24 protein-coding genes, 1 tRNA gene and 1 pseudogene are annotated in these 25,068 nt (G+C 59.8%); 15 read left to right on the plus strand and 11 right to left on the minus strand.

Annotated elements, in window-relative coordinates:
* The first annotated feature begins 300 nt into the window (after nucleotides 1–300).
* Nucleotides 301–1,446, plus strand: coding sequence for a branched-chain amino acid ABC transporter substrate-binding protein (locus ABIE53_RS02235; RefSeq protein WP_006050479.1), 1,146 nt, complete (start codon nucleotides 301–303; stop codon nucleotides 1,444–1,446).
* Between the two features lie 253 nt (nucleotides 1,447–1,699).
* Here ABIE53_RS02235 and ABIE53_RS02240 read toward each other — a convergent pair whose 3' ends face one another.
* A complete protein-coding gene (locus ABIE53_RS02240; protein WP_107709180.1) occupies nucleotides 1,700–2,911 on the minus strand; it encodes an MFS transporter in 1,212 nt (403 codons plus the stop codon).
* A 291-nt stretch (nucleotides 2,912–3,202) separates the two neighbouring features.
* Between ABIE53_RS02240 and ABIE53_RS02245 the strand changes: the two genes are divergently transcribed.
* From ABIE53_RS02245 to ABIE53_RS02255, 3 genes and pseudogenes are all read left to right on the plus strand, one after another.
* On the plus strand, nucleotides 3,203–3,865 hold the full coding sequence (locus ABIE53_RS02245; protein ID WP_006050477.1) for a HugZ family pyridoxamine 5'-phosphate oxidase: 663 nt from the start codon (nucleotides 3,203–3,205) through the stop codon (nucleotides 3,863–3,865).
* 395 nt (nucleotides 3,866–4,260) lie between these two features.
* Nucleotides 4,261–4,563 carry an H-NS histone family protein gene (locus tag ABIE53_RS02250; RefSeq protein WP_006050476.1) on the plus strand — a complete coding sequence of 101 codons (303 nt, stop codon included), beginning with the start codon at nucleotides 4,261–4,263 and terminating at the stop codon, nucleotides 4,561–4,563.
* A 325-nt stretch (nucleotides 4,564–4,888) separates the two neighbouring features.
* Nucleotides 4,889–6,131 (plus strand): annotated as a pseudogene (locus tag ABIE53_RS02255) (cation diffusion facilitator family transporter).
* A gap of 186 nt (nucleotides 6,132–6,317) precedes the next feature.
* Here the strand turns inward: ABIE53_RS02255 and ABIE53_RS02260 are convergent.
* The 3 genes from ABIE53_RS02260 to ABIE53_RS02270 form a co-directional block, all read right to left on the minus strand.
* Nucleotides 6,318–6,776 carry an Lrp/AsnC family transcriptional regulator gene (locus tag ABIE53_RS02260; RefSeq protein WP_006050474.1) on the minus strand — a complete coding sequence of 153 codons (459 nt, stop codon included), beginning with the start codon at nucleotides 6,774–6,776 and terminating at the stop codon, nucleotides 6,318–6,320.
* A gap of 90 nt (nucleotides 6,777–6,866) precedes the next feature.
* A complete protein-coding gene (locus ABIE53_RS02265; RefSeq protein WP_006050473.1) occupies nucleotides 6,867–7,496 on the minus strand; it encodes a 3'-5' exonuclease family protein in 630 nt (209 codons plus the stop codon).
* A complete protein-coding gene (locus ABIE53_RS02270) occupies nucleotides 7,493–8,137 on the minus strand; it encodes an MBL fold metallo-hydrolase (RefSeq protein WP_006050472.1) in 645 nt (214 codons plus the stop codon). The genes ABIE53_RS02265 and ABIE53_RS02270 overlap by 4 nt, the downstream gene beginning before the upstream one ends.
* 644 nt (nucleotides 8,138–8,781) lie before the next feature.
* Here ABIE53_RS02270 and ABIE53_RS02275 point away from each other — a divergent pair.
* Nucleotides 8,782–9,384: a septal ring lytic transglycosylase RlpA family protein gene (locus ABIE53_RS02275; protein WP_374710149.1), complete on the plus strand. Its 603-nt coding sequence runs from the start codon at nucleotides 8,782–8,784 to the stop codon at nucleotides 9,382–9,384.
* 148 nt (nucleotides 9,385–9,532) lie between these two features.
* Here ABIE53_RS02275 and rsmI read toward each other — a convergent pair whose 3' ends face one another.
* The gene (rsmI, locus tag ABIE53_RS02280; protein ID WP_006050470.1) at nucleotides 9,533–10,411 is read right to left on the minus strand and encodes a 16S rRNA (cytidine(1402)-2'-O)-methyltransferase; all 879 of its coding nucleotides are present in this window, start codon (nucleotides 10,409–10,411) and stop codon (nucleotides 9,533–9,535) included.
* A 37-nt stretch (nucleotides 10,412–10,448) separates the two neighbouring features.
* On the opposite strand from rsmI, the gene ABIE53_RS02285 reads away from it, so the two are divergent.
* From ABIE53_RS02285 to ABIE53_RS02310, 6 genes are all read left to right on the plus strand, one after another.
* Nucleotides 10,449–11,000 carry a YraN family protein gene (locus tag ABIE53_RS02285; protein WP_192700085.1) on the plus strand — a complete coding sequence of 184 codons (552 nt, stop codon included), beginning with the start codon at nucleotides 10,449–10,451 and terminating at the stop codon, nucleotides 10,998–11,000.
* 255 nt (nucleotides 11,001–11,255) lie between these two features.
* Complete coding sequence (locus ABIE53_RS02290; protein WP_006050468.1) at nucleotides 11,256–11,843, plus strand: phosphoheptose isomerase; 588 nt, start codon at nucleotides 11,256–11,258, stop codon at nucleotides 11,841–11,843.
* Between the two features lie 25 nt (nucleotides 11,844–11,868).
* Nucleotides 11,869–12,660: a BON domain-containing protein gene (locus tag ABIE53_RS02295; RefSeq protein ID WP_006050467.1), complete on the plus strand. Its 792-nt coding sequence runs from the start codon at nucleotides 11,869–11,871 to the stop codon at nucleotides 12,658–12,660.
* Nucleotides 12,660–13,007, plus strand: a complete 348-nt coding sequence (locus tag ABIE53_RS02300; RefSeq protein WP_006050466.1) for a c-type cytochrome — start codon at nucleotides 12,660–12,662, stop codon at nucleotides 13,005–13,007. Before ABIE53_RS02295 ends, ABIE53_RS02300 begins: the two co-directional genes overlap by 1 nt.
* Nucleotides 13,008–13,071: 64 nt before the next feature.
* Nucleotides 13,072–13,147 (plus strand) — tRNA-Ala (locus ABIE53_RS02305).
* 188 nt (nucleotides 13,148–13,335) lie between these two features.
* Nucleotides 13,336–14,598 carry a tyrosine-type recombinase/integrase gene (locus ABIE53_RS02310; RefSeq protein ID WP_192699939.1) on the plus strand — a complete coding sequence of 421 codons (1,263 nt, stop codon included), beginning with the start codon at nucleotides 13,336–13,338 and terminating at the stop codon, nucleotides 14,596–14,598.
* Between the two features lie 891 nt (nucleotides 14,599–15,489).
* Here ABIE53_RS02310 and ABIE53_RS02315 read toward each other — a convergent pair.
* The gene (locus ABIE53_RS02315; protein WP_192699940.1) at nucleotides 15,490–15,954 is read right to left on the minus strand and encodes a hypothetical protein; all 465 of its coding nucleotides are present in this window, start codon (nucleotides 15,952–15,954) and stop codon (nucleotides 15,490–15,492) included.
* Nucleotides 15,955–16,736: 782 nt separating this feature from the next.
* On the opposite strand from ABIE53_RS02315, the gene ABIE53_RS02320 reads away from it, so the two are divergent.
* Together ABIE53_RS02320 and ABIE53_RS02325 are read left to right on the plus strand one after the other, a co-directional pair.
* On the plus strand, nucleotides 16,737–17,852 hold the full coding sequence (locus ABIE53_RS02320; RefSeq protein WP_376914505.1) for a M12 family metallopeptidase: 1,116 nt from the start codon (nucleotides 16,737–16,739) through the stop codon (nucleotides 17,850–17,852).
* Between the two features lie 99 nt (nucleotides 17,853–17,951).
* Entirely contained in the window at nucleotides 17,952–18,932 is a 981-nt protein-coding gene (locus ABIE53_RS02325) for a hypothetical protein (protein WP_192699942.1), read from the plus strand.
* Nucleotides 18,933–19,294: 362 nt separating this feature from the next.
* On the opposite strand, the gene ABIE53_RS02330 is transcribed toward ABIE53_RS02325, so the two are convergent.
* Nucleotides 19,295–20,083, minus strand: coding sequence for an N-acetylmuramidase domain-containing protein (locus ABIE53_RS02330; protein WP_192699943.1), 789 nt, complete (start codon nucleotides 20,081–20,083; stop codon nucleotides 19,295–19,297).
* 58 nt (nucleotides 20,084–20,141) lie between these two features.
* A complete protein-coding gene (locus ABIE53_RS02335) occupies nucleotides 20,142–21,191 on the minus strand; it encodes a hypothetical protein (RefSeq protein WP_192699944.1) in 1,050 nt (349 codons plus the stop codon).
* A gap of 1,029 nt (nucleotides 21,192–22,220) precedes the next feature.
* On the opposite strand from ABIE53_RS02335, the gene ABIE53_RS02340 reads away from it, so the two are divergent.
* Complete coding sequence (locus ABIE53_RS02340) at nucleotides 22,221–22,460, plus strand: hypothetical protein (protein WP_192699945.1); 240 nt, start codon at nucleotides 22,221–22,223, stop codon at nucleotides 22,458–22,460.
* A 309-nt stretch (nucleotides 22,461–22,769) separates the two neighbouring features.
* Here the strand turns inward: ABIE53_RS02340 and ABIE53_RS02345 are convergent, their stop codons facing one another.
* The 3 genes from ABIE53_RS02345 to ABIE53_RS02355 form a co-directional block, all read right to left on the minus strand.
* Complete coding sequence (locus tag ABIE53_RS02345) at nucleotides 22,770–22,970, minus strand: hypothetical protein (protein ID WP_376914509.1); 201 nt, start codon at nucleotides 22,968–22,970, stop codon at nucleotides 22,770–22,772.
* Nucleotides 22,967–23,236 (minus strand): hypothetical protein, encoded by a 270-nt coding sequence (locus ABIE53_RS02350; RefSeq protein WP_376914511.1) that lies wholly within the window; start codon nucleotides 23,234–23,236, stop codon nucleotides 22,967–22,969. Before ABIE53_RS02350 ends, ABIE53_RS02345 begins: the two co-directional genes overlap by 4 nt.
* A 65-nt stretch (nucleotides 23,237–23,301) precedes the next feature.
* A complete protein-coding gene (locus ABIE53_RS02355) occupies nucleotides 23,302–23,697 on the minus strand; it encodes a hypothetical protein (protein WP_192699947.1) in 396 nt (131 codons plus the stop codon).
* A 121-nt stretch (nucleotides 23,698–23,818) separates the two neighbouring features.
* Between ABIE53_RS02355 and ABIE53_RS02360 the strand changes: the two genes are divergently transcribed.
* Nucleotides 23,819–24,070 (plus strand): helix-turn-helix domain-containing protein, encoded by a 252-nt coding sequence (locus ABIE53_RS02360; protein ID WP_376914513.1) that lies wholly within the window; start codon nucleotides 23,819–23,821, stop codon nucleotides 24,068–24,070.
* Nucleotides 24,071–25,068: the final 998 nt, after the last annotated feature.

Below are 25,068 nucleotides of genomic sequence, written 5' to 3' on the forward strand. Positions count from 1 at the left end.
CGGAAACCCGCATGGGCCGGTGCTTTCCAGCCCGCGACGCAAGCCGGAAGCCGGCGCCACTGGATAAACGCTATTAGTGTTCATCCCACTTCCTCAAAAAAGTCCCACAAATTAATTTGATAGCCTACACTTGCGCGCAAGTACGGGTTGCCGCCTGTCACAAACAGTCCGGCAGACGTACTGGCCAAGTGCATGAACGATGCAACCGGCGTGGTCGTCCACGGGACTGAGCGACACGTGTTGGGGAAGCGGGGGCACAGGGCGATTACGTTGTTTTTGGGACCGAAACTGGAGACTTACATGAACATCAAGATTCAAAAGCTGTTGCCGATCAGCGCTGCGGCGATGCTGTTCGCGACGTTGGCAACATCGGCTGCAGCCGACACGGTCGTCAAGATCGGTCACGTTGCACCGCTGACTGGCGGTATCGCTCACCTGGGGAAAGACAACGAAAACGGCGCACGCCTCGCGGTTGAAGAAATCAACGCGAAGGGCCTGACGATCGGCGGCCAGAAAGTCACGCTGCAACTCGACGCACAAGACGACGCAGCCGACCCGCGTACTGCTACGCAAGTCGCGCAGAAGCTGGTCGACGACAAGGTTGTGGCAGTGGTCGGCCACCTGAACTCGGGCACGTCGATTCCGGCTTCGAAGATCTATAGCGATGCAGGCATCGTGCAGATCTCGCCGTCGGCAACGAACCCGGCCTATACGCAACAAGGTTTCAAGACGACGTACCGCGTCGTTGCGACCGACGCGCAACAAGGTCCGGCACTGGCTAACTACGCAGCCAAGGGTCTGAAAGTGAAGAGCGTCGCGATCGTCGACGACTCGACCGCTTACGGCCAGGGTCTCGCGAACGAATTCGAAAAGACCGCAAAGTCGCTGGGCCTGAACGTGATGTCGCATGACGCGACGAACGACAAGGCTGTCGACTTCCGCGCGATTCTGACGAAGATCAAGGGCGAAAACCCGGACGCGATCATGTACGGCGGCATGGACGCCACCGGCGGCCCGTTCGCGAAGCAAGCCAAGCAGCTCGGCCTGCGCGCGAAGGTGCTGGCAGGCGACGGCGTGTGTACCGACAAGCTGTCGGACCTCGCTGGCGACGCAACCGACAACATCGTCTGCTCGGAAGCCGGCATGGCGCTCGAGAAGATGGAAGGCGGTTCGGCGTTCCAGGCGAAGTACCTGAAGCGTTTCGGTCAACCGATCCAGATCTACGCTCCGTTCACGTATGACGCTGTGTACATCATCGTCGACGCAATGAAGCGCGCTGGCTCGACCGATCCGTCGAAGATCCTCGCTGCAATGCCGAACACCGACTACAAGGGTGTGATCGGCCAGACGACCTTCGACTCGAAGGGCGATCTGAAGCACGGCGTGATCTCGCTGTACAACTACAAGTCGGGCAAGAAGACGCTGCTCGACGTGGTGAAGATGTAATACCGCATGGGTGCGGGCAGCTTGCGCTGTCCGTGATCGCATGATTGGAAAGGCACGCGTACCTTCGGTCGCGTGCCTTTTGTTTTGGGGTGGTGGTTGGTGGTTGGCGTCAGCCGTGTTCGTCGCGTTGCGTGCGTCGGGCGCGTTGCCCGCGTTGCTTGCGTTCTAAGAGGAGTAACGGCTATCGCAACCAACGCGACCCGCCCCCTCCGCGCCAATCGACGAAACAGGCGAGGGCAGCAGCGCCTGGCCGCTAAATCTTCAGCCGCTGCAGCACCTTCGGCCCCGCGATCGCAATCAGCGCACAGCACACCGCGACCACGGACAGTCCGATCGACAGATTCGTCACCTGCGCCACCGCGCCGATCAGGACCGGCCCAAACAGCATCCCAAAGTAAGCCAGCCCGGCGACGTGCGCGAGCCCTTCGGCAGCGTGGATGCCTTTCACGCTCGCGGCGGCCGCGAACAGCACCGGCATCATGTTGGCGAGACCAAGGCCCATCAGCGTGAAGCCGGTCAGCGCCGCGACCGGCGTCGGCACCAACAGCGCGCCGATCATGCCGGCGAGCGCCAGCGTCGCGCTGGCCATCACCAGTTGCGGAGCGCCAAAGCGCGCCCGCACCGCGTCGCCGGCAAAACGCGCGGCTGCCATGCCGCCCGAAAACGCGGCATACGCGGCGCTCGCGGCGGCCGGCGAAGAGAGGACGACATCGCGCATATAGACGGTCGCCCAGTCGTACATCGCGCCCTCGGCGATCAGCGCGACGAGCGCGACCGTGCCGAGCGCCCACAACGCGGGCGAGCGCCAGCGGTTCGCACGCGGCGTCGCCGAGTCGGGATGTTCGTCGTGCGGCACGTGCGGCAACACGGAAGGGCAGGCCGCGATCAGCACCAGCGCGCTGACGGCCGCGGCCAAGCCGAGATGCACGGCCGGCGCCATGCCGTGCGCGAGCAGCGCGCCGCCGACCGCCGCGCCGACCATCCCGCCGACGCTGAACATGCCGTGCAACGACGACATGATCGGCTTGCGCAGCGCCTTTTCGACGGCGCTCGCTTCGGCGTTCATCGCGACGTCGAGCGTGGCCATGCCCGCGCCGAACAGGGCCAGCACGACCAGCAGCATCCAGTAGAACGGCACCACGAGGATCAACGCGACGCAGACCGACATCACGAGCCCGCCGGTGAGGCAGGCGCGGCGCGTGCCGACGCGCGCAATCCACGACGCGTTCGCGGCCATCGCGCCGATCGAGCCGCCGGCAACCGCGAGAAGCGCGACCGACAGCAAGGCGGGACTCAGGTGGAAGCGGTCGCGCACGGTCGGCACATGCACGCCCCACGAGCCGTACACCATCCCGGCGATGAAAAACAGCGCCATCGTCGCGATGCGCGCTCGCTGACGCGCGGTGTCGGACAGGTTCCGGTGAGCGGCGGGGATGGCGGCGAAGTCGGTGGAGCGATCGGACACGGGAGTCTCGTGAGGAGGAAGATGCGGAAGAAAGCGCACTGAAAGCGAATTTCCGATTCTAACGAAGGGCGCTGTCTTATGCTTGAACCCACGGAATTGCGCTTTTGCTGGATTCGTCGCGCGTTGGCAGACGGTTCGCGGATGTGAGCGCCCAGCGACTCACGAATCCGCGAATCCGCGAATCCACGAGGTGCATGCAATATATATATAGGCGGGCAGCCGGCATTGCACGTCACGCCAATCCGCGCATCACGGACGGCAAGAATTCGCTCATCGACGAAAGGAACGCACTTGAACATTCCCGCACAAGCTCCATTGCACCTGTTGCATACCGCCGCGGTCGGCACGCTGGCGACGCACGCGCGCCAGCCCGAAGGCTTCCCTTATCCGTCGGTGCTGCCGTTTGCGCCTGATGAACAGCATCGGCCGACGATTCTGGTGAGCCGGCTCGCCGAGCACACGCATAACCTGCACGCCGATCCGCGTGCCGGCTTCCTCGTCGTCGATGCGCCGGACGGCGACGTGCTCAACGGTCAGCGCGTCACGTTGCTCGGCACCTTCGAACCGGTCGACCCGGCACCGGAACTCGTCGCGCGGTATCTGCGCTATCACCCAGACGCGGAGCGCTATCTTGTCCTCGGCGACTTCACGTTCTGGACGATGAAGCTCGACCGCCTGCGTTATATCGGCGGATTCGGCGCGATGGGCTGGCTCGGCGGCGATGAACTCGACCCGCTGCCGGTGCTTGAGCACGACGAGGAAGACGCGCTGATCGGCGAATTTGCCGACGCAGTGTCCGACGCCTGCGGCTACCGGCTAATCGGCGTCGACAGATATGGCGTCGATTTGCGGCAAAACGGTCTGCGCAAACGTTTCGCATTCGAAAGCGCGAAGCTGGACATGGAAACATTGCGTGCGGCGCTAGAAGATTGCATTCGACGGCGGGCCAATTAGGCGTTTATTGCCTATTCGGGAAAACCTTATCGCCGAAAACGGTGGGCCCAAAGTGCTTCAAATATGTGCCGACATTTCATGTCGAAGCTCTCATGCAATGAAATGTTTGCTTGCGGAAACTGTCTTAATTTTCATGCGCTGATAATTAATCCCATATTTACCGATTCGCGCGACGCTTCGTCTGCAAAAAACGCGGAGTGGCTAAATGAAAGCTGACGCGTGACAGCGCCTCGCCGCGAAAGTTTTTGAAACGGACAAGTATTAGTTTTACGCGGACGCGTTTGTAGTCTTTCTATTTTGTGTTAATCTCGCGTTCAAATTCCGAGGCATGAACACCTTCAAAGGGCAAGCCGGCTTAAGACTGGCAGTCGTTAATCCAAACCACAAGGGAACCTATGTCTTCCTACAAGGAACTACTCGCGCAGCGAGAGAAGCTGGAAAAGCAGATCGAAGAGGCGAAGTCGCGCGAATACGCGGAAGTGCTGAACGAAATCAAACAGAAAATGGCCGACTACGGCATTTCGCTGAGCGAACTCGGCGGCGGGCGCGCGCCCAAGGGTGCAAAAGCCGCTCGTCCGCGTGCCGGCGTTGCGCCTAAATATCGTGACCCGGAAAGCGGCAGCACGTGGTCGGGCCGCGGCAAACCGCCGCGCTGGATTGCGGGCATGGATCGCGACAAGTTTCTCATTCAGAAGTAATCAGGCGCCAGGCTTACTGAGTGCTTGCCCGGAATTAATCAGGTGTAATGCCTCTCGCATGTGTAGCATTAACGTAATACGAATGAGGCTCGCGTCGCGAGTGCGCTGGACTCATTCACTAAGGCCGCGCAGTTTCCAGGCGCGGCTTTTTTGTCGTCCGTTCAAATCGTGTGTGTGCCACGCGCACTGCCGCTTCGCGCAATTCGAATGCGAATGCTTTTCGTTTTCATAAGCGATTGATTCTAAAAGATGTTTGTTGGCGTGGGCGCTCATTCTTAAGACCGGACGGGTAGAATGGAGAGGTTGAACACCCACCGCTTCCATGATGCCTTCCGCCGCCATTGAGTCCGCTGAAAAACACCGCGTCGCGCGCAAAAGTACGTTTGTCAGTATTGCGCTGAATACGGTATTGATGGCGCTGCAAATCGCCGTCGGTGTGTTCGCGCACTCGCAGGCATTGGTGGCTGACGGCATCCACTCTCTCGCCGATCTCATTTCCGATTTTGTCGTGCTGTTTGCCAATCGGCACAGCGGCGCAAAGCCGGATGCCGATCACAATTACGGCCATAGCCGTTACGAAACGGTCGCATCGCTCTTTCTCGGCGCGCTGCTGATTGCGGTCGGCTTCGGCATGTTATGGCGTGCCGGTACGCGTCTCGCCGATCTCGAGAGCATCCCCGCCGTTCATCTGAGCGCGCTTATCGTGGCCGTGCTCGTCCTCGTCTCCAAAGAGGGACTGTTTCGCTACATGCTGCGGGAAGCTCAGCGCGTGCGTTCGGCCATGCTGATCGCGAATGCGTGGCATGCGCGCTCGGACGCGGCGTCGTCGCTGGTGGTTGCGCTCGGTATTCTCGGCAGCCTTGCGGGCGTGCGGCTGCTCGATCCGATCGCGGCGGCGATCGTCGGTTTCATGGTGGCGCGCATGGGCTGGATGTTCGGATGGGACGCGCTGCAGGATCTGTCCGACCGCGCGCTCGACGATGCCGCCACCGCCGACATGCGCGCGCTGCTGCTGTCCACGCCAGGCGTGCGCGACGTCCACGAATTACGCACGCGGAAAATGGGAGATTTCGCGCTTGTCGACGCGCATATTCTGGTCGATCCGCTCATCTCGGTTTCCGAGGGGCACTACATCGCGGAGACTGCGCGCCTGCGCGTGCTGAACGACAGCCGCGTGCTGGACGCGCTGATTCACGTCGATCCCGAGAACGATGCCGTCGCGCATCCGCCCGTCGGTTTGCCGCCGCGCGAGCGGATCGTCGCGGACGTCAACGCGGCATTGGCCGCCGGCGGCGTGAAGGCGGCCGCGGTCAACATTCATTATCTGAGCACGGGGCTCGACGTCGAAGTCGTGCTGCCGGCGCTGCCTTCGCATGGGTCCGGCAAGGGCGACGCAGAGGGGCTCGAGCGCGTGGATCTCGCCGCGCTCAAGCGCCGGCTCGGTGCGCGCAATGCTGGAGGTGTTACGCGAGGTGAGCACGCCGTCGACGCAAAGCGGTTCGTCCACGCAGGCGGGCGCTACGGGCCATGGTCGTCGCCGTACCACAGTGCCGCATGGCACTAACTGAGGCTTGAGAGCAACGCAACGCGCGGCGGGCCGCGTCGCCATGCCGAACGGCGCTCTTGATGGATTGCGGCGGCTCGCCGGCGCATCATCGGCGGATTGCGGACCATCAGGCGCATCACACGTGCACCTCTGGCACACCGACGCGCATCAAACCCCATCGAAGCGAAGCGCATCAAAGCGCATCCCCTCAAAGCGGCAACTGCGTATCGAACTTGATCTCGCGCAGCACGACGCTCGTGCGCACTTGCGCCACCGCGGGAATCTTGAAGATGCGTTCGTGCAGAAACGTGTCGTACGCCTTGATGTCCGGCGCGACGATCTTGAGGATGTAATCGGATTCGCCGGTCGTGCTGTAGCACTCGGTGACTTCCGGGCAGGTGGCGATCTCCCGCTCGAACTGTTCGACGCCGCCTTCGGTGTGACGCGTGAGGTGAATGTGCGCGAGCGCGCACACGTGCAGCCCCAGTTTTTCGCGATCCAGCAGCGCGGTGTAGCGCTGGATCACGCCCGACTGCTCCATGTCCTTGATGCGCCGCCAGCATGGCGTGCTCGACAGGCCGACCTGATCGGATATTTCCTGCACCGAACGGCGTGCATCTAACTGCAAAAGGCGCAGAATTTTTTGAGAGAACGTATCGAGTGTCAACTGCGCCTCCGTTTGCGTCGCCGTATCACCGCATGGTAGAGGGCGCGAAAACGAAACGCAATGCAAAACGCCTCCCGCGAGGGAGATTACCTAATTTGCCGGTTCCTCAGCGGGATTTTGTCCTGAGGCGTCCCCTTCTTGCGCCGACGCAAGGCTGGCGGCCTGCATCGTGCGCAGATCCTTCAGCATGTTGCAGAAAAGTGCGCCCTGTTCGATGGCGTCATCGAGCGCGACGTGCGTGTGCGGATGCTCGTCGAACCAGTGTTTCGGAAAGCGCGGTTTGATGTTCTTGCGATACGGCAGGCCGGTCATCGCGAAGGCGAGCGTCTTGATGTCGAGCGCCGACCACGAAAACGGGCAGCGGCCGACAAAGCGCATCATGTACCAGAACATGTACGTAAAGTCGAAGCCGGCGGGCATGGCGACGAACACCGGCTTGCCGGGCAGCGCCTCGACCCAGTCGACGTAGGCCGCGAGCGCCGCGTCCGGACGCTGCAAGTCGGTACGGCAGGCCGCCCACGCCTCGGGCTGCGTCTTCCACCACGCTTCCTGCACCGGATGGGGCGCCGCGCCGTCGAGCAATTCCAGATTGGCGGAGAACGTGGCGATCAGCTGCTTGTCCTCCGTGTAGGCGGCCGAGGCGAAACTCAGCATCGAATGCGGGCCGGGAATCGGGCCGTCCGCTTCGACGTCGGTACTGACATAGATTTCGCTGCTCATGCGGCGACTCCGTCGGCGACATAGGGATTGCTGCGACGCTCCGCGCCGAACGTCGACGTGGGACCGTGGCCCGGCACGAACGTGACGTCGTCGCCGAGCGGCCAGAGTTTTTCGCGGATCGAGCGGATCAGATCGGCGTGGTTGCCGCGCGGAAAATCCGTGCGGCCGATGGAGCCCGCGAAGAGCACGTCGCCGACCAGCGCGAGCCGATGCGCGCGGCTGAAGAACACGACGTGGCCCGGCGTGTGGCCGGGGCAGTGATAGACCTCGAGCGTTTCATCGCCGAACTGCACGGTGTCGCCGTCGTCGAGCCAACGGTCGGGCTCGAACGCCTGCGCAGCCGGAAAGCCGAAGCGCGTGCTTTGATCCGGCAGCTTGTCGAGCCAGAAACGTTCGTCCGGATGCGGGCCTTCGATCGGCACGCCGTAATGCGTGGCCAGCGTCTTCGCGCCGGCGCAGTGGTCGATATGGCCATGCGTCAGCAGCACTTTTTCGACGCTCACCTTCTGCCGCGCGATCTCGCCTTGAATGATGTCGAGATCGCCGCCCGGATCGACGACGGCCGCGCGTCCGGTCGCCTCGCAAACGAGCAGCGAGCTGTTTTGCTGGAACGGCGTAACGGGGATCAAGGTGACTTTCATGGATGACGGCGCCGCAGTGAAAACGTTGATTGTACCGGCGTCTTTCCGGCGCGCGCCGAGGCTTGTCGCCTCCCCGCAAACGCCGCGCCTGCGGCTTTTGTCTGTCGATTCTTGCAGCAATGGTGAAGATTCATCAAGGTTTTCAGTCGCTTAGCAACGCAGACTTCTGTTTTGGGTATAATGGACCCCATGCACGAGGAATCGTGCTGCCACAAGGCGATGCGTCCCCATCAAAAATGGGCGCGCGGATCGCCACTCAAGTAAGGGCCGTCGCGGTATGACGGCCATCAGGTATCGATGCATTCGATGCACACGTCTTGCCCAGCCAGGCGCCGCGCGCCTGCTACGACTTTAACGGTCGTGACGCTGGGTGGGGCCTACGCCGCCGTTCCTGCGCGCTGAACTTTCGCGCGCAAGAACGTGTTTGCCACGTTCGATGGCGGCATGTGGGGTCTGGTCAGGCTGCCGGGGACAGGTTGCGCCAGACGTGAAAATTAACCGTGCGGTAGCGGCTCAGTGAGCTGCATCCGGGCTTCGACGTACTGCGCTCGTCTGCGCGGCGCGTTGTCGTCCTTTGCCGCCGGAGTCGCAGGCAACACGCTCAACTTCGCGTGATGCGGCTCGACAATGTGATTGCACGTCTTATGAAAACTCGGTTATCCCGTAGTCTGGGGACTCTTTTCGCCTTTTTTGTGCTGGCCGGTTGCGCCACGCCGCCGGGGGCCGACAACAGCGTTGCAAACGCTGTGCCGCTCCGCACAAAAAACGCGCAAGCAGCGTCCTTCGGACCGCAAGCCTACGGCAGCGCGCCGGCCTCGGACGTCGCCGTCCAGGGCTCGTCGCTGGCCGACGCCAAACCGCTCACCGATGACGGCACCGACGTGTCGGACTTTCATCAGATCGGCCGCGCCTCCTGGTATGGCCGCGGTTTCCATGGCCGCCGCACCGCGAATGGCGAACGTTACGACATGCACGCGCTGACTGCCGCGCATCGCACGCTGCCCCTCGGCTCATATGTGCGCGTGACGAATCCCGCCACGTCGCGCTCGGTCGTCGTGCGAATCAACGACCGCGGTCCGTATGCGCGCGGCCGGGTGATCGATCTGTCGATGGCGGCGGCGAACGTGCTCGATATGCGCCACGCCGGCACGGCGCGCGTGAAGATCGAAGGTTTGACGCAGGAAGAAGCGCGCGCCGCACGCGACGAAACGCTGGCGTCCAACTCGGGATCGACTGCGCAGAAATGATTTTGCGGCGGCGCTTTGGGCGCTGCCTCGCATGACGAACAGCCACGCTGCTGCGTGTAAATGCAAGAAGGGCCGCTCATCGGTATGAGCGGCCCTTTTGTTTTGCGTGACGTATCCCGCTGTGCTTGCGGCGCGGCCGCTTCGCGCGTCAGTCCTCTTCTTTCTTGAGCTCGAGCGCGCGCGTGTACAACGCGTTGCGCGACGCGCCGGTGATCGCCGCCGCTATTTTGGCCGCGCTGCTCACCGTCAATTCTTCGAGCAGCGTTTCGAGCAACGCATCATGATCGTGTTCGCCGGCCGCTTCCTGCTGCGCGCCTTCCACTACCAGTACGAATTCTCCGCGTTGCCGGTTTGGATCGGCGGCGAGCCACGTTGGCCCTTCGGCCAGGGTGCCGCAATGCAGCGCTTCGTGTAACTTCGTCAGTTCTCGCGCGATCAGCAGCTTGCGCTCGCCGCCCAACGTATCGGCCAGCGCCTGCACCGTTTCGACGATGCGATGCGGCGCTTCGTAGAAGACCAGCGCATGCGGATGATGGGCGAGCCCCTGAAGTGTGGCGGCGCGCGCTTTGGCTTTCGGCGGAAGAAAGCCGAGGAACGAGAACGTCGCGACCCAGTCGCCCGCCGCGCTCAGTGCGGTGGCAAGCGCGCTTGCGCCCGGCAGCGGAACGACCGCAAAGCCCGCTTCGCGCGCTGCATCGACGAGCTTTGCGCCTGGGTCCGAGATGCCGGGCGTGCCTGCGTCGGACACATACGCCACCCGCTCGCCCGCCTGCAAATGTTCGACGATGCGTTGCGCCGCGGCTCGCTCGTTGTGCTGATGGACGGCGATGAGCGGCTTCGAGATTCCATAGCGCGCGAGCAACTGACCCGTGTTGCGCGTGTCTTCCGCGGCGATGCGGTCGACGAGACCGAGTACGTGCAGCGCGCGCAGCGTGATGTCGGCGACGTTGCCGATCGGCGTGGCCACCACATACAGCGCGGCGGCAGGGTACTGCTGTCCTTGCGCGAGTTCGGAGAGAGAAGTCATGAGGCAGAAAACGCAGACGGACGGAATGAGGCCGTCATTGTGCCACGCAGGGGCACCAGGTCCTGGCGGCGTGCGTGCTCGGAGCGCGTCTCGCTCGAAGCAGGAGCAGGAGCAGGAGCAGGAGCAGGAGCAGGAGCAGGAGCAGGAGCAGGAGCAGGAGCAGGAGCAGGAGCGTAGGCCGCCAAAACCGCATGCGCCCATGCGCGACAACTTTTCCACGCAACCCGGGTCCAAGCTCGTCGGCGCCGCTTTCGAAGCACACGCGCAGGAGTTTCTGCAGCGCCAGCGTTTGCGGTTGGTCGCGCGCAATGTGTCGTGCCGCGGCGGCGAAATCGATCTGGTCATGCGCGAGCGCGATGGCGCACTGGTCTTCGTCGAAGTCCGGGCGCGCGCTCAACGCAAGTATGGCGGCGCCGCGGCGAGCATCGGGTGGCAGAAGCGGCAGCGGATCGTGCGCGCCGCGCAGCATTACCTCGCGACGCAGGTGTCGCAGCAAGGCGCCCAGCCCGCTTGCCGCTTCGACGTGATTGCCTTCGAAGCGGGGCGGCTCGTGTGGCTGCGCGATGCTTTCCGCGCCGACGAAGTCTGACGCAATGCGCGGACAACGCGTGTTAGTGCGATAAACTTGCGCTCGCGTGCGAGCTACGGGGCGGCGGACGACATGCGGCATAACAGTGCTCCGTACAGCGCATTTCGCGAGGTGTTCTTCGGATTCACGTATGTCGCGTCACGCGTTGCGTAACACGTTCACCGCAGCGGCACGGCAGGCTGCACGACTTCATTCATACGACTTCACAACATGGCTGCGCATTGCGGCCCACTCGCGGTAGAAGATAGAGACTCGATGTCAGTCGAACGCATTCAACAACACTTCCGCGATAGCGCGGCAGTCAAACTCGAAGCCCTGGAAACCTTGTCGATGCCGATCGCTGCAGCGATCGACACGATGTTCGCCGCGCTTGCCAACGGCAATCGCATTCTTTCTTGCGGCAATGGCGGCTCGGCCGCCGACGCGCAACACTTCGCCGCGGAACTGATTGGCCGCTTCGAGCGCGAGCGGCCCGGCTTGCCGGCCGTCGCGCTCAGCACCGATACGTCCGTGCTTACCGCGATCGCCAACGACTACTCGTTCGAGCAGATTTTCTCGAAGCAGGTATGGGCACTCGGACAGCCGGGCGATGTGTTGCTCGCGATCAGCACGTCCGGCAATTCCGCGAATGTGATCGCCGCGATCGAAGCTGCGCATGAGCGCGAAATGATCGTCGTCGCGCTGAGCGGAAAAGGCGGCGGACGCATGCAGGAAATACTGAGCGATACCGACATCCACGTGTGCGTGCCGTCGGATCGCACCGCGCGTATCCAGGAAGTGCATTTGCTGACCATCCATTGTCTGTGCGACGGCATCGATGCCATGTTGCTGGGCGAAGACTGAGAACGATCCGAAGGAGAGCTAGTTGATGAGCGTATTCCGCGTCAAGAAGACACTGGTGAGAACCGTGCTGGTGGTGGGTTTTGCGGCGGGGTTGTCCGCGACGTTGCAGGGTTGCTTTCTCGCCGTTGCGGGCGCGGCGGGCGGCGGCGCGTTGATGGCTACCGACCGGCGCACGCTCGGCGCGCAGACCGAAGACCGCGAGATTCAGGTGAAGGCGCTTTCGCAGACGAGCCAGAACCTGCCGGACTCGGCGCACGTCAACGTGACGGTGTTCAATCGCCGCGTGCTGCTGACCGGCGAAGTCGCGGGGGACGCGTCGAAGCAGCGCGCAGAGAGCATCGTGCGCGGACTGAACAACGTGAATACGATCGTCAACGAACTGGCGATCATGCCCGCGAGTTCGTTCTCGTCGCGCACGAACGACACGTATCTCGAGACGCGCGTGAAAACGGCGCTGATCGCCGAGAAGGATATTTCGGCGAACGATTTCAAGGTCGTGGCCGAGCGCGGTTCGGTGTATCTGATGGGCCTCGTCACGATGGATGAAGGCAATCGCGGCGCGGACGTCGCGAGCCGGGTGCCGGGCGTGACGCAGGTCGTGAAGGTGTTCCAGTACATCCAGCCGCAGGAAGCCGCTGCGGCGGCCGCTGCTGCGGCAACGGCTCCGGTCGCCGCGTCGCAGCCCGACGCGAGCGCGGCGACGGTGGGCGCGATTCCGGATTCGTCGGTGAGCGCGCGGCCGCTTGAACAGCAGGCGCCGGCGCCGGTCACGAATTCGAACGCGGTGCATCCGGGCAATCCGAAGGCGCCGCAGTGATGCGTGGGGTTGGCGGTGTTTTTATGGCGTTGATGGCGGGCTCGGTGGCGCTTGTGTTTGCATCTCAAGCGTTTGCCGCCGATGTACCCGCTGGTCAGCGTGTCGCGAATGCGAATGCGTGCATGGGCTGCCATGCGGTGGATCGCAAGCTGGTCGGCCCGTCGTTCCAGCAGATCGCCGCCCGGTACAAGGGCGATGCGCAGGCGGCCGGAAAATTGGCGCGCAAGGTGAAGGACGGCGGCTCGGGCGTGTGGGGCATGATTCCCATGCCGGCGCATCAGTCGATGAGCGATGCGGATGTCCGTACTGTAGTCGGTTGGGTGCTTGCGGGGGCGCCGTCGAAGTGAGGTTTTGTGGCCCGTTGCGGCTTGGCAAAACCGAAAAGGGCTGTGCTAGAATTGTTTCGATAGTGGGGGGGTAGCTCAGCTGGGAGAGCGTCGCGTTCGCAATGCGAAGGTCGGGAGTTCGATCCTCCTCCTCTCCACCATCGGATGTTCTCAGCAGTTCCCAAGTATTCCTGAAACCCCGCAGTCAGCAAGGCTTGCGGGGTTTTTTGTTCCTAGATTGCCTCACCGATTCCCTTGACAGCTTGGGGCATTTCGGCGCACGTTAGGGGGCATCAGGTCTTTTTTCGCCACCGGCGAAAATTATGCCCCCTAGGACCGGGAGTGCCCCATGCCCCTTACGGATCTGGAAGTTCGCCGCGCGCCAGCCAAAGAGAAAACGTATCGGATTTCGGATGGCCGCGGGATGTATCTGGAGATTTCCCCGGCCGGCGGAAAGTATTGGCGGCTGAAATATCGATTCAACGACCGCGAGAAGCGCCTGGCGTTGGGGGTCTATCCTGACGTGACGCTCGCTCATGCTCGCAGGAAGCGGGACGAGGCTCGCGCAATGCTCGCCGACGGTATCGATCCCGGCCAAGCCAAGAAGGACAAGAAGCGCTTGGCACGACTCAGCGCTGCCAACACCTTTGAGGCGGTGGCGCTGGAGTGGTTCGAACGGCAGGCTTCTGCATGGGCACCGAGCCACTCGGAAAAAATCATGGGGCGGCTCAAGAAAGATGTCCTGCCGTGGCTAGGGCCTCGCCCGATCGCTGAGATTACTGCGCCAGAAGTGCTCGAGGTCTTGCGCAGGGCCGAAAGGCGCGGGGCGAATGACACCGCCCATCGCATCCATCAAAACTGCGGACAGATCTTCCGCTATGCGATAGCTACCGGGCGCGCCCTACGAGATGTGAGCGCCGACTTGCGCGGCGCACTTCGGCCTAATCGGCACACGCACTTCGCGTCAATCACGGACCCAACCAAGGTTGCCGAAATGCTGCGCGCTTTCGACAGTTTTTCGGGCACTTTCGTGGTGCGCGCGGCTCTGCAGCTCGCGCCGCTGTTATTTGTGCGCCCTGGCGAGCTAAGGCAAGCCGAATGGGCGCACATCGATCTGGAGCGGCGTGAGTGGCGCTACACCGTGTCGAAAACGAAGACTGAACATCTCGTGCCGCTGGCCACGCAGGTGGTCGGGATCCTGAAAGAGCTGCAGGCGCTGACCGGGCAATGGCGCTACGTCTTTCCCGGGCGGGACCGCAGAAAACCAATGAGTGGGGCCGCGATCAATGCCGCGCTCCAGAGATTAGGCTTCGACACCAAGACCGAGATCACTGGCCATGGGTTCCGGGCGATGGCGCGAACGATCCTCCACGAACGGCTCAGATTTCCAGCCGAAGTCATCGAGCACCAGCTTGCGCACAAAGTACCGGACGCGCTCGGATCGGCCTATAACCGCACGAAATTCATCGACGACCGCATCGCAATGATGCAGGCATGGGCCGATTATCTAGATCGGCTGAAAACGAAGGCGGATGTTGGAATGAGTCGGGCGAACGATAGTCGGCATGATCTGCTGCAGCAGGCTGAAAACCTCAATGCGAGGACCCCGTAGCACGACCGAGGTGTCGAGGTATCCCGTAACTCTTAACTTTGTCTACTCAAGTCTGCGCTGCGCGCGCCAGGCGGCCCGGATCTGACGAGCGGAAAAGCGAGGTGGCGTCGCCGCGGTGGCTTCCTGATTCGGGACGACCAACAGACGGCGTGGTGGGTCGCGCCCGAGATGGCGACCGGCTCAATTCGGGCCACAATCTGCCGTTCGGCGAGCGGAGAACTCTGCCGTTCGAACGGCTCGAATACTCCGGAACCTGTCGAACGAGCTGCGTGCACAATTCGGCCATAGCCGACGCTCACCATCGCGCGGCCATGCGGCCGCAGTGCGCCGCTTTGCAGTCGTTCGGCGACGGGACACGGCCGAATGTCCGCTCACGAGAATCGCGAACGGGTCCTCTCGTTAAGCGTTGTTCGATGCCTGCCCTTGTCCGCAGCCCATGAGTGCATGGCGACGCGTGCGGGCAGGCGTTGGACAAGGCTCGAGGGAGGAAACCGCGGAGTGAACCGACGCGGCCGGAACCTTGATCGGCTATGGGGAATAAAGCGGGCTCACCGTCAGCCTTGCCACCGGATGCTGAAGCGAACCTGGGTCGGGATGGTGTCGAAGGCGGTTTCGAAGGTGTCGACCGGGATGATGTGACGATGCCGCGAGCGGCGCTGGGGGCTGCCTGGAGCGGCAGACGTGAGTGTCTCCTGTTGCGCTCGTTGCCGAAGAGCCGACGGTCCGAATGAAGATACTGGTCATTTGCGCTCATACGCTGCCTCGGAATGTCGGGGGCGCGCGAATCGGATGGGTGCGCGGGAGGATCTCGATGATGATCATCGGGGCGCCGCAGTGTCTGCAGACAAAGGTCGGAGTGTTGATTTGCACTGAAACCTGACCCCCCGTGGGTCAGGATTCAGTGCAAATCAACACTCCGAGGGCCATTTGCAGCGTGAGGAACTCGTTAGAGACTGACTGCCGGGTCAACGCAAGGGGAGTCGTAGGAGGCGACTTGGCTGCGTCCTTGCTCGTGAAGAGTCGCTCGTACGCGGCGGCCTCGCTGCCGCATTCCACGACAAGGTCATCGATGACGCGCTTGGCAATCGCATAGTAGTCGGCGTACAGAGGCATCAGTGCGATGCGGTTTGCCATGAACGACTGCAATCTGGAGCGAAAGGGCGTGGGATCGGCGACGGTTTCCCAGAACGTTCCTATCGCGACGAAGAGTCGCCACATCGCCTCGTTCACTTCCTCCGGCAGGGGACTTCGTGCATCGCTCAAGGGGTGCTGTGCCTTAGCCCGGTACATCGAAGCCTCCAAGCCGGGATCACTGTCTCGACTTTTATTGACGATCAGGTTGACGATATTGTGCATATCGCGGCACGTCTAGGTCAAACTTGGATCCGTGATCACTGTATGCCGATCTTTGCCAGTCAGCAAGGGCGCGTCCCCACCGCGATCCGTCTTTTCACGAACCGAATGAAGCTGGAACGTCTGCTTCCGCGCCCTTCCAGTTTCCGCTATGGGGAGTACGCACTGACGACTGGCCGTTTCCGGGCAGCGAAATTCCACTGACCGCTCTAGGGCGATGCATTTGATGAGCGGACTGACTCGGCCCGACCCGAATCACACGCTCGCGCACCGCTAATGTGCGGGGCCGCTTTCGAAGCGAAAACGGACGGCTACCAGTCCCGACTCAGAACGACCAGCCCGATGAAACACAGAGTTTCAGTCTCGCGCATATTTAGGTCCCCCAAGCTTAATGTCGCAATCCGAGATGATTTGGAAATCAATTTTCTTTGCTTCACGTCGCGTATCAGCCGCTGTAGCGCAGGCAACCATCGATCCGAAGGCCGCTTTCCCTCGGCGTGGTCGCGACAATGGCAAGCCGTACTGATGCGGGTATTCCCGGATGTTGGAGCTGCGGTTTCCCCGTCGAATACTGTTGATGTTAAGTCGACATGCGAACGTACTCCATCTACGACGAGAAAAGGTGCGCTTCATATGGCGAATGCCGAACTGGTTCGAAGATCACTTTGACCAAGGCTTACGGGTTATAACTAACTTAAGCGCAGCCTAGAAAGTACCGAGCTGCTCGCCTACTATTATTGGTGTTGCATCAAACCGACGGAGATAAAATGTATTTAAGAATATACATGTACAGGCTCGGGTTTATCGCTCCGATGATTTTGGCTTTGATGCCGATATTTCCGAAACCAGCTCTTGCTCACGGAATAGACGCGGGTCAACCGCCAGACATTCAAACGCCGCGCCCGAGAATTCCCCAGCCAGCGGCAGGAGGAGCTTTTGATCCGCATGCAGTCGAAGGCGTGGTTGATCAGTTCCGTCTGTGGACAACCGGAAGCACGTTGGCCGGCTGCTTCATTGGTGGTCCTTCCGAGATCCAAAAATTCTTTGTCGACTCGATTCAAGAGATTGTGATTTACGCGAATCTAAAAATCGATTTTGGGAAACCTGACGCATATAACAAATGTGACGGGACTCCTTATCACATTCGTGTGTCCTTCGATCACACCCTCGGAAACTGGTCTTATGTTGGAACGGATAGTACAAAAATTGCTTATGACTCACCGTCCATGAACATCGCGTATGCGACGTCTGCCCCCTTTCCATCCGTAGACAAAATTCGTCTAAAAGGAGTAATCCTGCACGAGACGGGCCATGCCTTGGGGCTTCAGCATGAGCATCAGAGCCCGAAAGCCAACTGCGAGGCAGAATTCGATTGGCCAAAAATTTACAGCACCTTTTCGAAAGACTACGGGTGGGATCAAAAGAAGGTCGACGACAATTTACGGGCGCTGATTTCGTCTCCAAGATTGCGGACGACACCGTATGACAGGTCGTCGATCATGAATTACTACTTTGCAGCATGGATGTTCAAGAACGGGAGCCTTAGTCCCTGCTCGAGTAACGAGAATTTCGTCCTATCATCTGTGGATAAACAAACCATTGCCGAAACGTATCCTAAAACGGCACAAGAACAGGTAGCGTTAATAAATCGCTATGGTGAGCAGTCGAAACCTATTCTGCAGAAGTTGTTGACCACAGATCAACAGAAGCAATGGAGCCAGGACTTGATCGGTTCGGCAGCACAGACCGCCGCTCCCGGCTACAAGATTGATCTGACGTCGACGAACATAACAGTATGCAAAGACGTTTCAGGTGTCACGATCAATGCAGGTTCGAACTCCAACGTTACAACGTGCATCGGCTCGTCGAAAGATATCAATGTTGGCGCACCGGGAAAATAGCAGAGCCGCGACGGATTAATTTTGAATCACCGTTCCTTGCCGGACCTGGGTGGGCTTGGTGATCACGCTCAGCTTCTGCTGCCATCGACCGGAGATAAAATGAGTTCCAAAAGCGCCGTGTTTGCATTGGGCCTCGCCTGTCTGGCGTTAGGCGCGTGCGATAAGACTGCAAACGACACGCCCGCAGCGGCGTCGTCAGATGCCGTGGCAAGCGCGTCCTCGAATCAACCAAGTATTGCCTCGCAACCTAAAGCCCAAGTAAGCGAAACAAATGCGGGCGACTGCGCCACAATTCTCCAAAATGTTCAAGCGGGGATGAACGTAACCGTCAACATAACATGCGATATTCCCACCGAGAAAAAGCTTGTCCAGGCAGTTGTGAACGGAAGCTGGATTGCTCAATGTCCTCTGACGACCCCATCGATGGGGTGGACCATTATGCAGGACAGCGCCAATAATGGAAACCGAATTTTCCCGAACGCGGGCACATATTTCGCCCAATACGATTTTCGATTCGGAGTCTCACCTTCTGGTGGGAGTCAATCCAGTTTTGTATATGTTCATCAACTCGACTGGGATACAGTCCATGAGCAGCTTCCAGGTTGGACTCAAGAATTCTTTCAACGGGTAGAAAAAATTAGAGAACTCGTTCCTGCGGAGCTGGCCATTATTCCGGCCGAAGCTTCGGAACTACTGTACGCAGACCCCGGTACAGATTTGGCACAAACGCTGTCAACGATGAGGCAGCAGAAGGTGGGTGACCTTTCAATACGCCGAAAAATGGTCTACGAGGACGGCGTCGATTTGAATACGGAGTCTCTTGCGGTCTATAAAAACGATAAGTCTTACGTTTCCTCAATCGCGATCCTTGCTGTGGTCGACCCCTATCCTGATTGGAACGAAAGAAATGACGACGCAACAGAATTCGAACTCAGCTGCAGCGCCTCGAACAAAATTAGCGTTGAAACATTCAAGACGTTATGTACAGCTTTTATGGAAAGACATGCACTTAGCCCGGATATACTAAGCGGGTCGGCCTGTGAGAATCAGGACAACGAAAAAACGGACCAGCAGCAATAACACCAAAATCGCGCATGTGCCGGGATGAGCTAAAGGCTGGCGGGACCATCGATATATGCATCTGTTTAAAGGGGGGAGGGAAGGGTTCCTCTATTTGTTGGTTTGGTTGCGAGCTGAATGGCCGGATCCTGAGTAGAACCGACGCCTGAATGTCGGAGCGACGGAGCGAGCGAGTGACTTTTCATGGCCGCAGTGAGCCCACCGGCGGCCGGCTCAGGACGCCCGCTAGTTGCCGATCAGGCTGGCCCAACTTCGACGGCTGCTTCCGGAGACCTTTCGGACGTTCAGATTCAATGCTAGCCAGACATCGCTGGACTTGACGGGTTTATGCCTTGAGGGGAGACGGCCGCTGCGGCTATCGTTTAAGTGTTCGCGTTGATCAATTGTTGCAACGTTGGATCGTCGATTTCGCCCGTCACAGGATCGCCCATATCCTTCTGGAACGCCGATACCGCCGATGCCGTTCTCGGTCCCCATATGCCGTCTATCAGGTTCGGGTTGTACCCGAGGTACATCAGGTAGATTTGCGCCGCGCGCACTCTGATGTCGGGCAATGCGCCGGCTGAGAACTTCGCATACCAGCTCGACAGGTGCTTGTCATAGCCTGATGCCGCATACTTGCTGCCGTTGTAGTAGTACGCGAAATTTGGCCAGTCGTGCGTCGCCAGAAAGCCGCAAACGCTCACCGTCTTGTGCGACAGGATCTCATTTGCCGCAGCCAGCAGTTGCTCATCCTCGGAGGCCAGCATCTTGCTCAAAAAGTCCTCAGAGGAACTTGCACCGGCCGACTTATAGTTCTCACCCAGTACCTGCCCGATCCCCCAAGATGCACTTTGCACAGCGGCATCCGCATCCAGGTCCATTGCTTTGCGCAGTCTCATGTACTGGTTGTCGCCGCTTGCCCCGTAATTGCCGGGCGTTGGATTGCTGATATCGGGCGCGTGTTTGTCATAGATGCCGTTCGTCAGGCGGCTGAAAATGTGCTGCTCGTAGAGAATCTGTGGCCTGCGGTCCGCCCAGAACCCAGAGTACGGATAATCGGCTTCAGTAAACGCCGGAGCCCATACTTCGGCTGCCCCGACGCCGAGTTGGCTGCACACACTTGTAAGACCGGGCGCCGTAAGCGGAGCACCCTTCCCAAGTAGGATCATCGTTGCCTCCTCACTGCCTCCGGGCGACATACTGAAGGCCCAGAGGCTCGGCCAGCAGTCACAAAATATCGACGTTGATATGGGTCGACGGTTGACGTCCTGAGCCTCCCGCTTTCTCGCCGGCCGGCGCTCCACTTTTCGGAGTTCCCGGAGTTCCAGCAGCGCCGCCAGTAGCCGCGCTCGCCCGCGCTCGAGCGATGTCTTGTTCCAGTGCCGAGCGCGAAGTGGGCGACAGCTTGCCCAGTAGGTCTTTAACGCTCTGTTGGTTCGACCACGGCCTGTACGTGCATATGACTTTCCCTTGGGAGCTTTTTGTCTTGATGACTGGACTGTTGTTCGCAGGTAGCGTCAACATCTGCGCGCAGATCGGGCCATCCTTTTCCTGTTGTGTTGGGTTCATGAACAATAGCCAATACAGGGCCTCCGTCTGAGCGGGGGAGAGATCCGAACTGATCAATTTTTTCAGGCTCGCGGTCACCGATGCGTCGTCCTTTGCCAGTTGGGCCGGTGCTTGCGTCGGCGGAGTAGTTCCTCCTGTGCCACCGCCCGTCTCGTCGTTCGTTTCAGTGCTCGAGGATTGCCTAGGTTTCGCATTTTTGATCGCAGATCTAACCATCGTCGCAATATGCGGAAGCGTACAGATAACCTGGTCGTCAAAAATCGCGGTAACAGCGTCGTTTGCGTCGAGGTTACCGGTTACAGTCGCGTTGACGAGTTTCTGATGTTCGTGGATCGCGTTCATGGTCAGCGTTCTGACCGAGTCCATGTTCTCAGATGCGAAAAGGAAGTCTTTTGTATAAATGGACGTGGCAGTGAGGACCGCCGAAGTGCCAAGGGCCGTCGCGGAAACCGCCGCCGCGCCGGCATGCGTAAGCGCGAGAATCGACGTCGCCAAGGTTCCCGCAGCGGCAACGTAGTCACCGGCCACGATCACCCAGCGTTGCGTAGTTCCTGCCGATCTAAAGTAATCGTCGCAGGAGGCGACGATCAACGAAAAACCTGAGCGAAGCATCTTTCTTGCGTCTTCGTTGGTGGCGCCGTCAGCGAACGCTTTCTTGGAATAGTTGTTGAAATTCTCCGCGAGCGCCCCCGTCCTGCCGTCAGTCATTGGCCCTGATGCCGTCATGATCGGCTGTGGCCCGTTGGCAGTTGGGCACCCGGCGAGAAAAGATAGCGTAACCAGGATAACAACCCCCGCAAACGCCTTCGTCCACATTGCCCGACCGCCGGATCGAGACCGCGTTGGCAAGATGAATCTCCTCACTTTTTTGGTGTGCTGGCCTGAACGCGGCGGTCACGAAGCTTTCACGGACGCTCCTCTCAGGGCGCCTTTGGGCGCGCTGCCCTGCTACTCTGGGCGGTGCGGAACAGTGTGAATCGTCTTTATGAACTCTAATGTGGCCTACCGAACACTTTGAGACGGCGACCTGCGTGGTGAGCCTGCCGCAGGCCCAGATGCTTGATAAGCGGCGATTGGCTGTCTCGCTCGTTTGCGCTTCAACCCAGTACGTTTGCAAAATCTGCTTTATGGCATCCCGTTCGTATGTCGTAGCATCCATTTGGCTCTCGGTCCCTCAGGTGGACGTGTCGAAATTCCACTTTGGCGAGATGCCGCTCGGTCACTGAGAAGGTTCGCGTTTCTGCTGGACCTTGTCCCACGACGGGCGACCAGTGTGTTTTCCATCTCGGTTGAGAGCGACTGGCTGCAATCAAGGTAACTCGCTTGGCATGTAGACCGACAACTGGGAAGATCAGAGACGGCACAATGCGGAGACTCTGATCTGAATGCTCGAAGCAAATACAACGGCGCCATGCGGTTGTTGTCTGACGGCAACCGCGAAGCCGGCGACTGGCCAGTTATCGAATGGATTCTGTGTGAGTCGGAGCAGCCGTCTGAGCGACCGGACGACGCGATAGGCCAATGGCGCTTCCTGGCCGATCGGGTGAGCTCGTCAACGTCCGCTTCATGGTGCTCCAGTCTGCAAAACGCTGGCTAGACTGACTGACCGCTTTAGAGAGAATCGTCTGACCGGAGTGGGTCGAAAAGACTCATTCGCACCAAATGAAAGCCCACAGTCGTCGACGCATAGTCGCGAATGTCGGCAAAGCGACCTAGGACGTCCTGAACATCCACGATGTGCTGGAGCTATTCGGTGCGTCGATCGACGAGCTAGCTCCAGTCTGGAAAGACCTTGAGGCGATGTTGACCGACAAACAGCGCAAGCTGGCAAGCGCCGGCGTCAAGGAGCTGTTCTCGGAAGTTAATGATACCGTTCGCGAGGCAGCAACCATCCCCAGCGACCGTCAACCGGTCCCAGAGGACATGTCGAAGCTTTGCCAGTTCGGATTCGGGAAGATTTTCGGTTCGGGTTCCTGAAATTGATTCACGAGAACCAGGATAAGCCGAGCTTAAAGCGAGTGAATTCGCCGGTTTTCTGCCCCATAACCGCGCGATTTGCCGCCGCATTCAATTGCAGGCCCGTAAGTGAGCGCTTGATGTCCGGATCGAAAGCGTCCGTCTGGCGATTTAAGAATTCGGCTTGTCGGTTACTTCGGCAAAACAAGAACGGAACGGCACTTGGTCGACGAGCTAGAGCAACCGGCTTGATCAGGCAGCGCTGAAACTTTACGCATCTTTGATGCGGGCAGCAGAAGTCGATTGCGGTAGTTGCCACGAGCTAGCGCATCATCGGGCCGGCGGTTCGTCGTCGGTTTCAATCGAGATGCACATGAGTGGTTTGCCCTTGACGGGAGAGCCAGGAGGCTCCAGCCGAAGCAGGAAATCGAAGTGCCGTCCAGAGAGCTTGGCGATCTGTCCTTGTACAGCGCCAAGTTGCATCAGGCACTGCGCATCCCAGTTCATCCCCACGACGATCTCGCTCGTCACGCCATTCCACTCGCAAAGGAGAATTGCGCCGGCGCGTGCGTTTTCCTCTCCGCAAATCGTTCGACACGCTGCTCGATGTAGCGTGCGTCGTCGCGCAGCAGAGTGCCCGAGATACATAGCGAGACAGCGTGCGCCACCTTGTCGTGCTTCAGATGCACAGTGGCGATGCCGCTCAGATGGCGCGATACCCGATCGAGTTGCTCGTCCTCAAAATCCTCCTGCACGGCTAGAGCGCCTGATAAGACGTAGGGTGCCGGTTCATCCATCACGCATCTCCCTTGCTTCAGTTAAGGATTGGCGGTCGGTACTAGGGTATTAAACCTTTCCTGGGTCAGTTAATCGACGATCGAAATTTTTCGAGAATCCGGGCCTGCCGTTGCAGGAATGCATCCAGTTGCACGTGCTCGTCTGCAAGCTCCTCAAGCAGTTCAACGTGCTGAGCGAGCCCGATTGGCACGAACGACGGTTCGCCATAGCGCAAACGGCGGAAGACGGCGCCTGCGCGCGCCCATTTATAGGACAATTCCTCCAGTGCATTCTCCACCGATACCACCTCGTCGTCGGTGAGCACGCCGCGGATGCGGATCACCAAGGTATGCGTGACAGCGTCGGTGGCAAAGTAAACACGGGCGGGATTCGCGACGGCCTCGGCGAATTGCTGGGCATGACTGTGCCGGAAACTCTCGAGGACGGGTAAAGCGCCGCAGATTTCGTAGGTGAACGGCATGGGGCTGCCTCCTGCAACAAGGGATGGCCGTTTTACGGGGCGCAAGCAGGCATATTTCGCGGCCCGCGCAGTACCGTTGTACTCAATTGTGTACATATCACATTAGTCAACAAAAACGATCATGTCAACAGAAAATCCACGTTTGGGTAACTTTGCGCTTCGACTGAAGCAGGAACGGCGGCGCCTGGGCTTGAACCAGACAGAACTTGGTACCGCGGGCGGCGTTTTGAAACAGGCGCAATCCAATTATGAGAAAGGCTTGAGATATCCGGACGCCAGTTATCTGGTCGGCGTCGCTGAGGCCGGCGTCGATGTTCAGTTTCTTGTTGACCGGTCGAACGGCTTCGCCAGCCACGCTCGCGTTAACGGATGATGAGGAGCGTCTTCTGGCTGGGTTTCGCGAGTTGAAAGCGCGAGAGAAGAGTGGTGTGCTGGCGCTCGTCAAGGCGATCGCCGAATTTCCGCGGTAATACAGCGCCGGTCTACGGCGTTCACCGACGAGTATCGTCTGCTGACCGGTCTTCCTTTCAGGAGAGATTTGTTGACGCCGACATTTTTGCCGCAGAACCGGCCGACTGTTCAGGAATATCGGATGATGACAGTCGTGAACGCCGGCGGAGGAGGTGCGGCACGGGACGTTTCCTATGCGTGCCCATCGCACACGCTGCCGTTGGTCCTCCTGTAGATCAGTTTGCCGAGATGGTCATTCGTGAGTCTGCCTAGCAGCGCCCGGTATTGAATCGAAAATTGCGATTCGTATCTAAGAAGTCTCCTTCAGGACAGCCGTGGACTGCCCTTCGACCACGCTTGAGCGTGATCGCCGATTATCGGGGCGTCTGACGTAGGGCTCTGGATCACTGGTTTCCTCGATCGTCTTGCGAAATTCTCGGCATGCGCCTTCAGCTTCAAGGGGTATTGCGTGATCGCAAACGGACCCTATGGCGGACCATCGAAAGTCAGCCTGTCGGCAATTGCTTTGTCGTGAATGTGTCGAGAGTTCCGAGGTCGAGTCGCGAGAGCAACGGGACAAACGCCTCGCTGCTCAGGGGCGCTCAGCCGCATGCCGAGGCTTTCGCGATTGCGAGGTCTGCGATTGATGGCGATCACGTCGCCCACCTGTTTTCCTGCTATATCGATCATCCCGCCTGCAGAATCGCACCGGCATAATCGTCCATGGCGCCCAAAACCGGCGCTAGCCTATCCTGCACTCACTCATTTTCATTGCGCTTTTTGTTGCATGGAATAAACGTTTTGCGCGGAGGTCGCGGCTTTCACGCAAATGACAGTTCAGGCGCTGTTAGAAACGTTGCGTAACTCCTTGGCGGAGCAATGGTGTAACAGTCGTCGTGAGAACGCGAACGTCGTGTGTTA

The sequence above is a fragment of the Paraburkholderia sp. OAS925 genome (assembly GCF_040543975.1).
In the GTDB taxonomy this organism is placed as follows: Bacteria; Pseudomonadota; Gammaproteobacteria; order Burkholderiales; family Burkholderiaceae; genus Paraburkholderia; species Paraburkholderia graminis.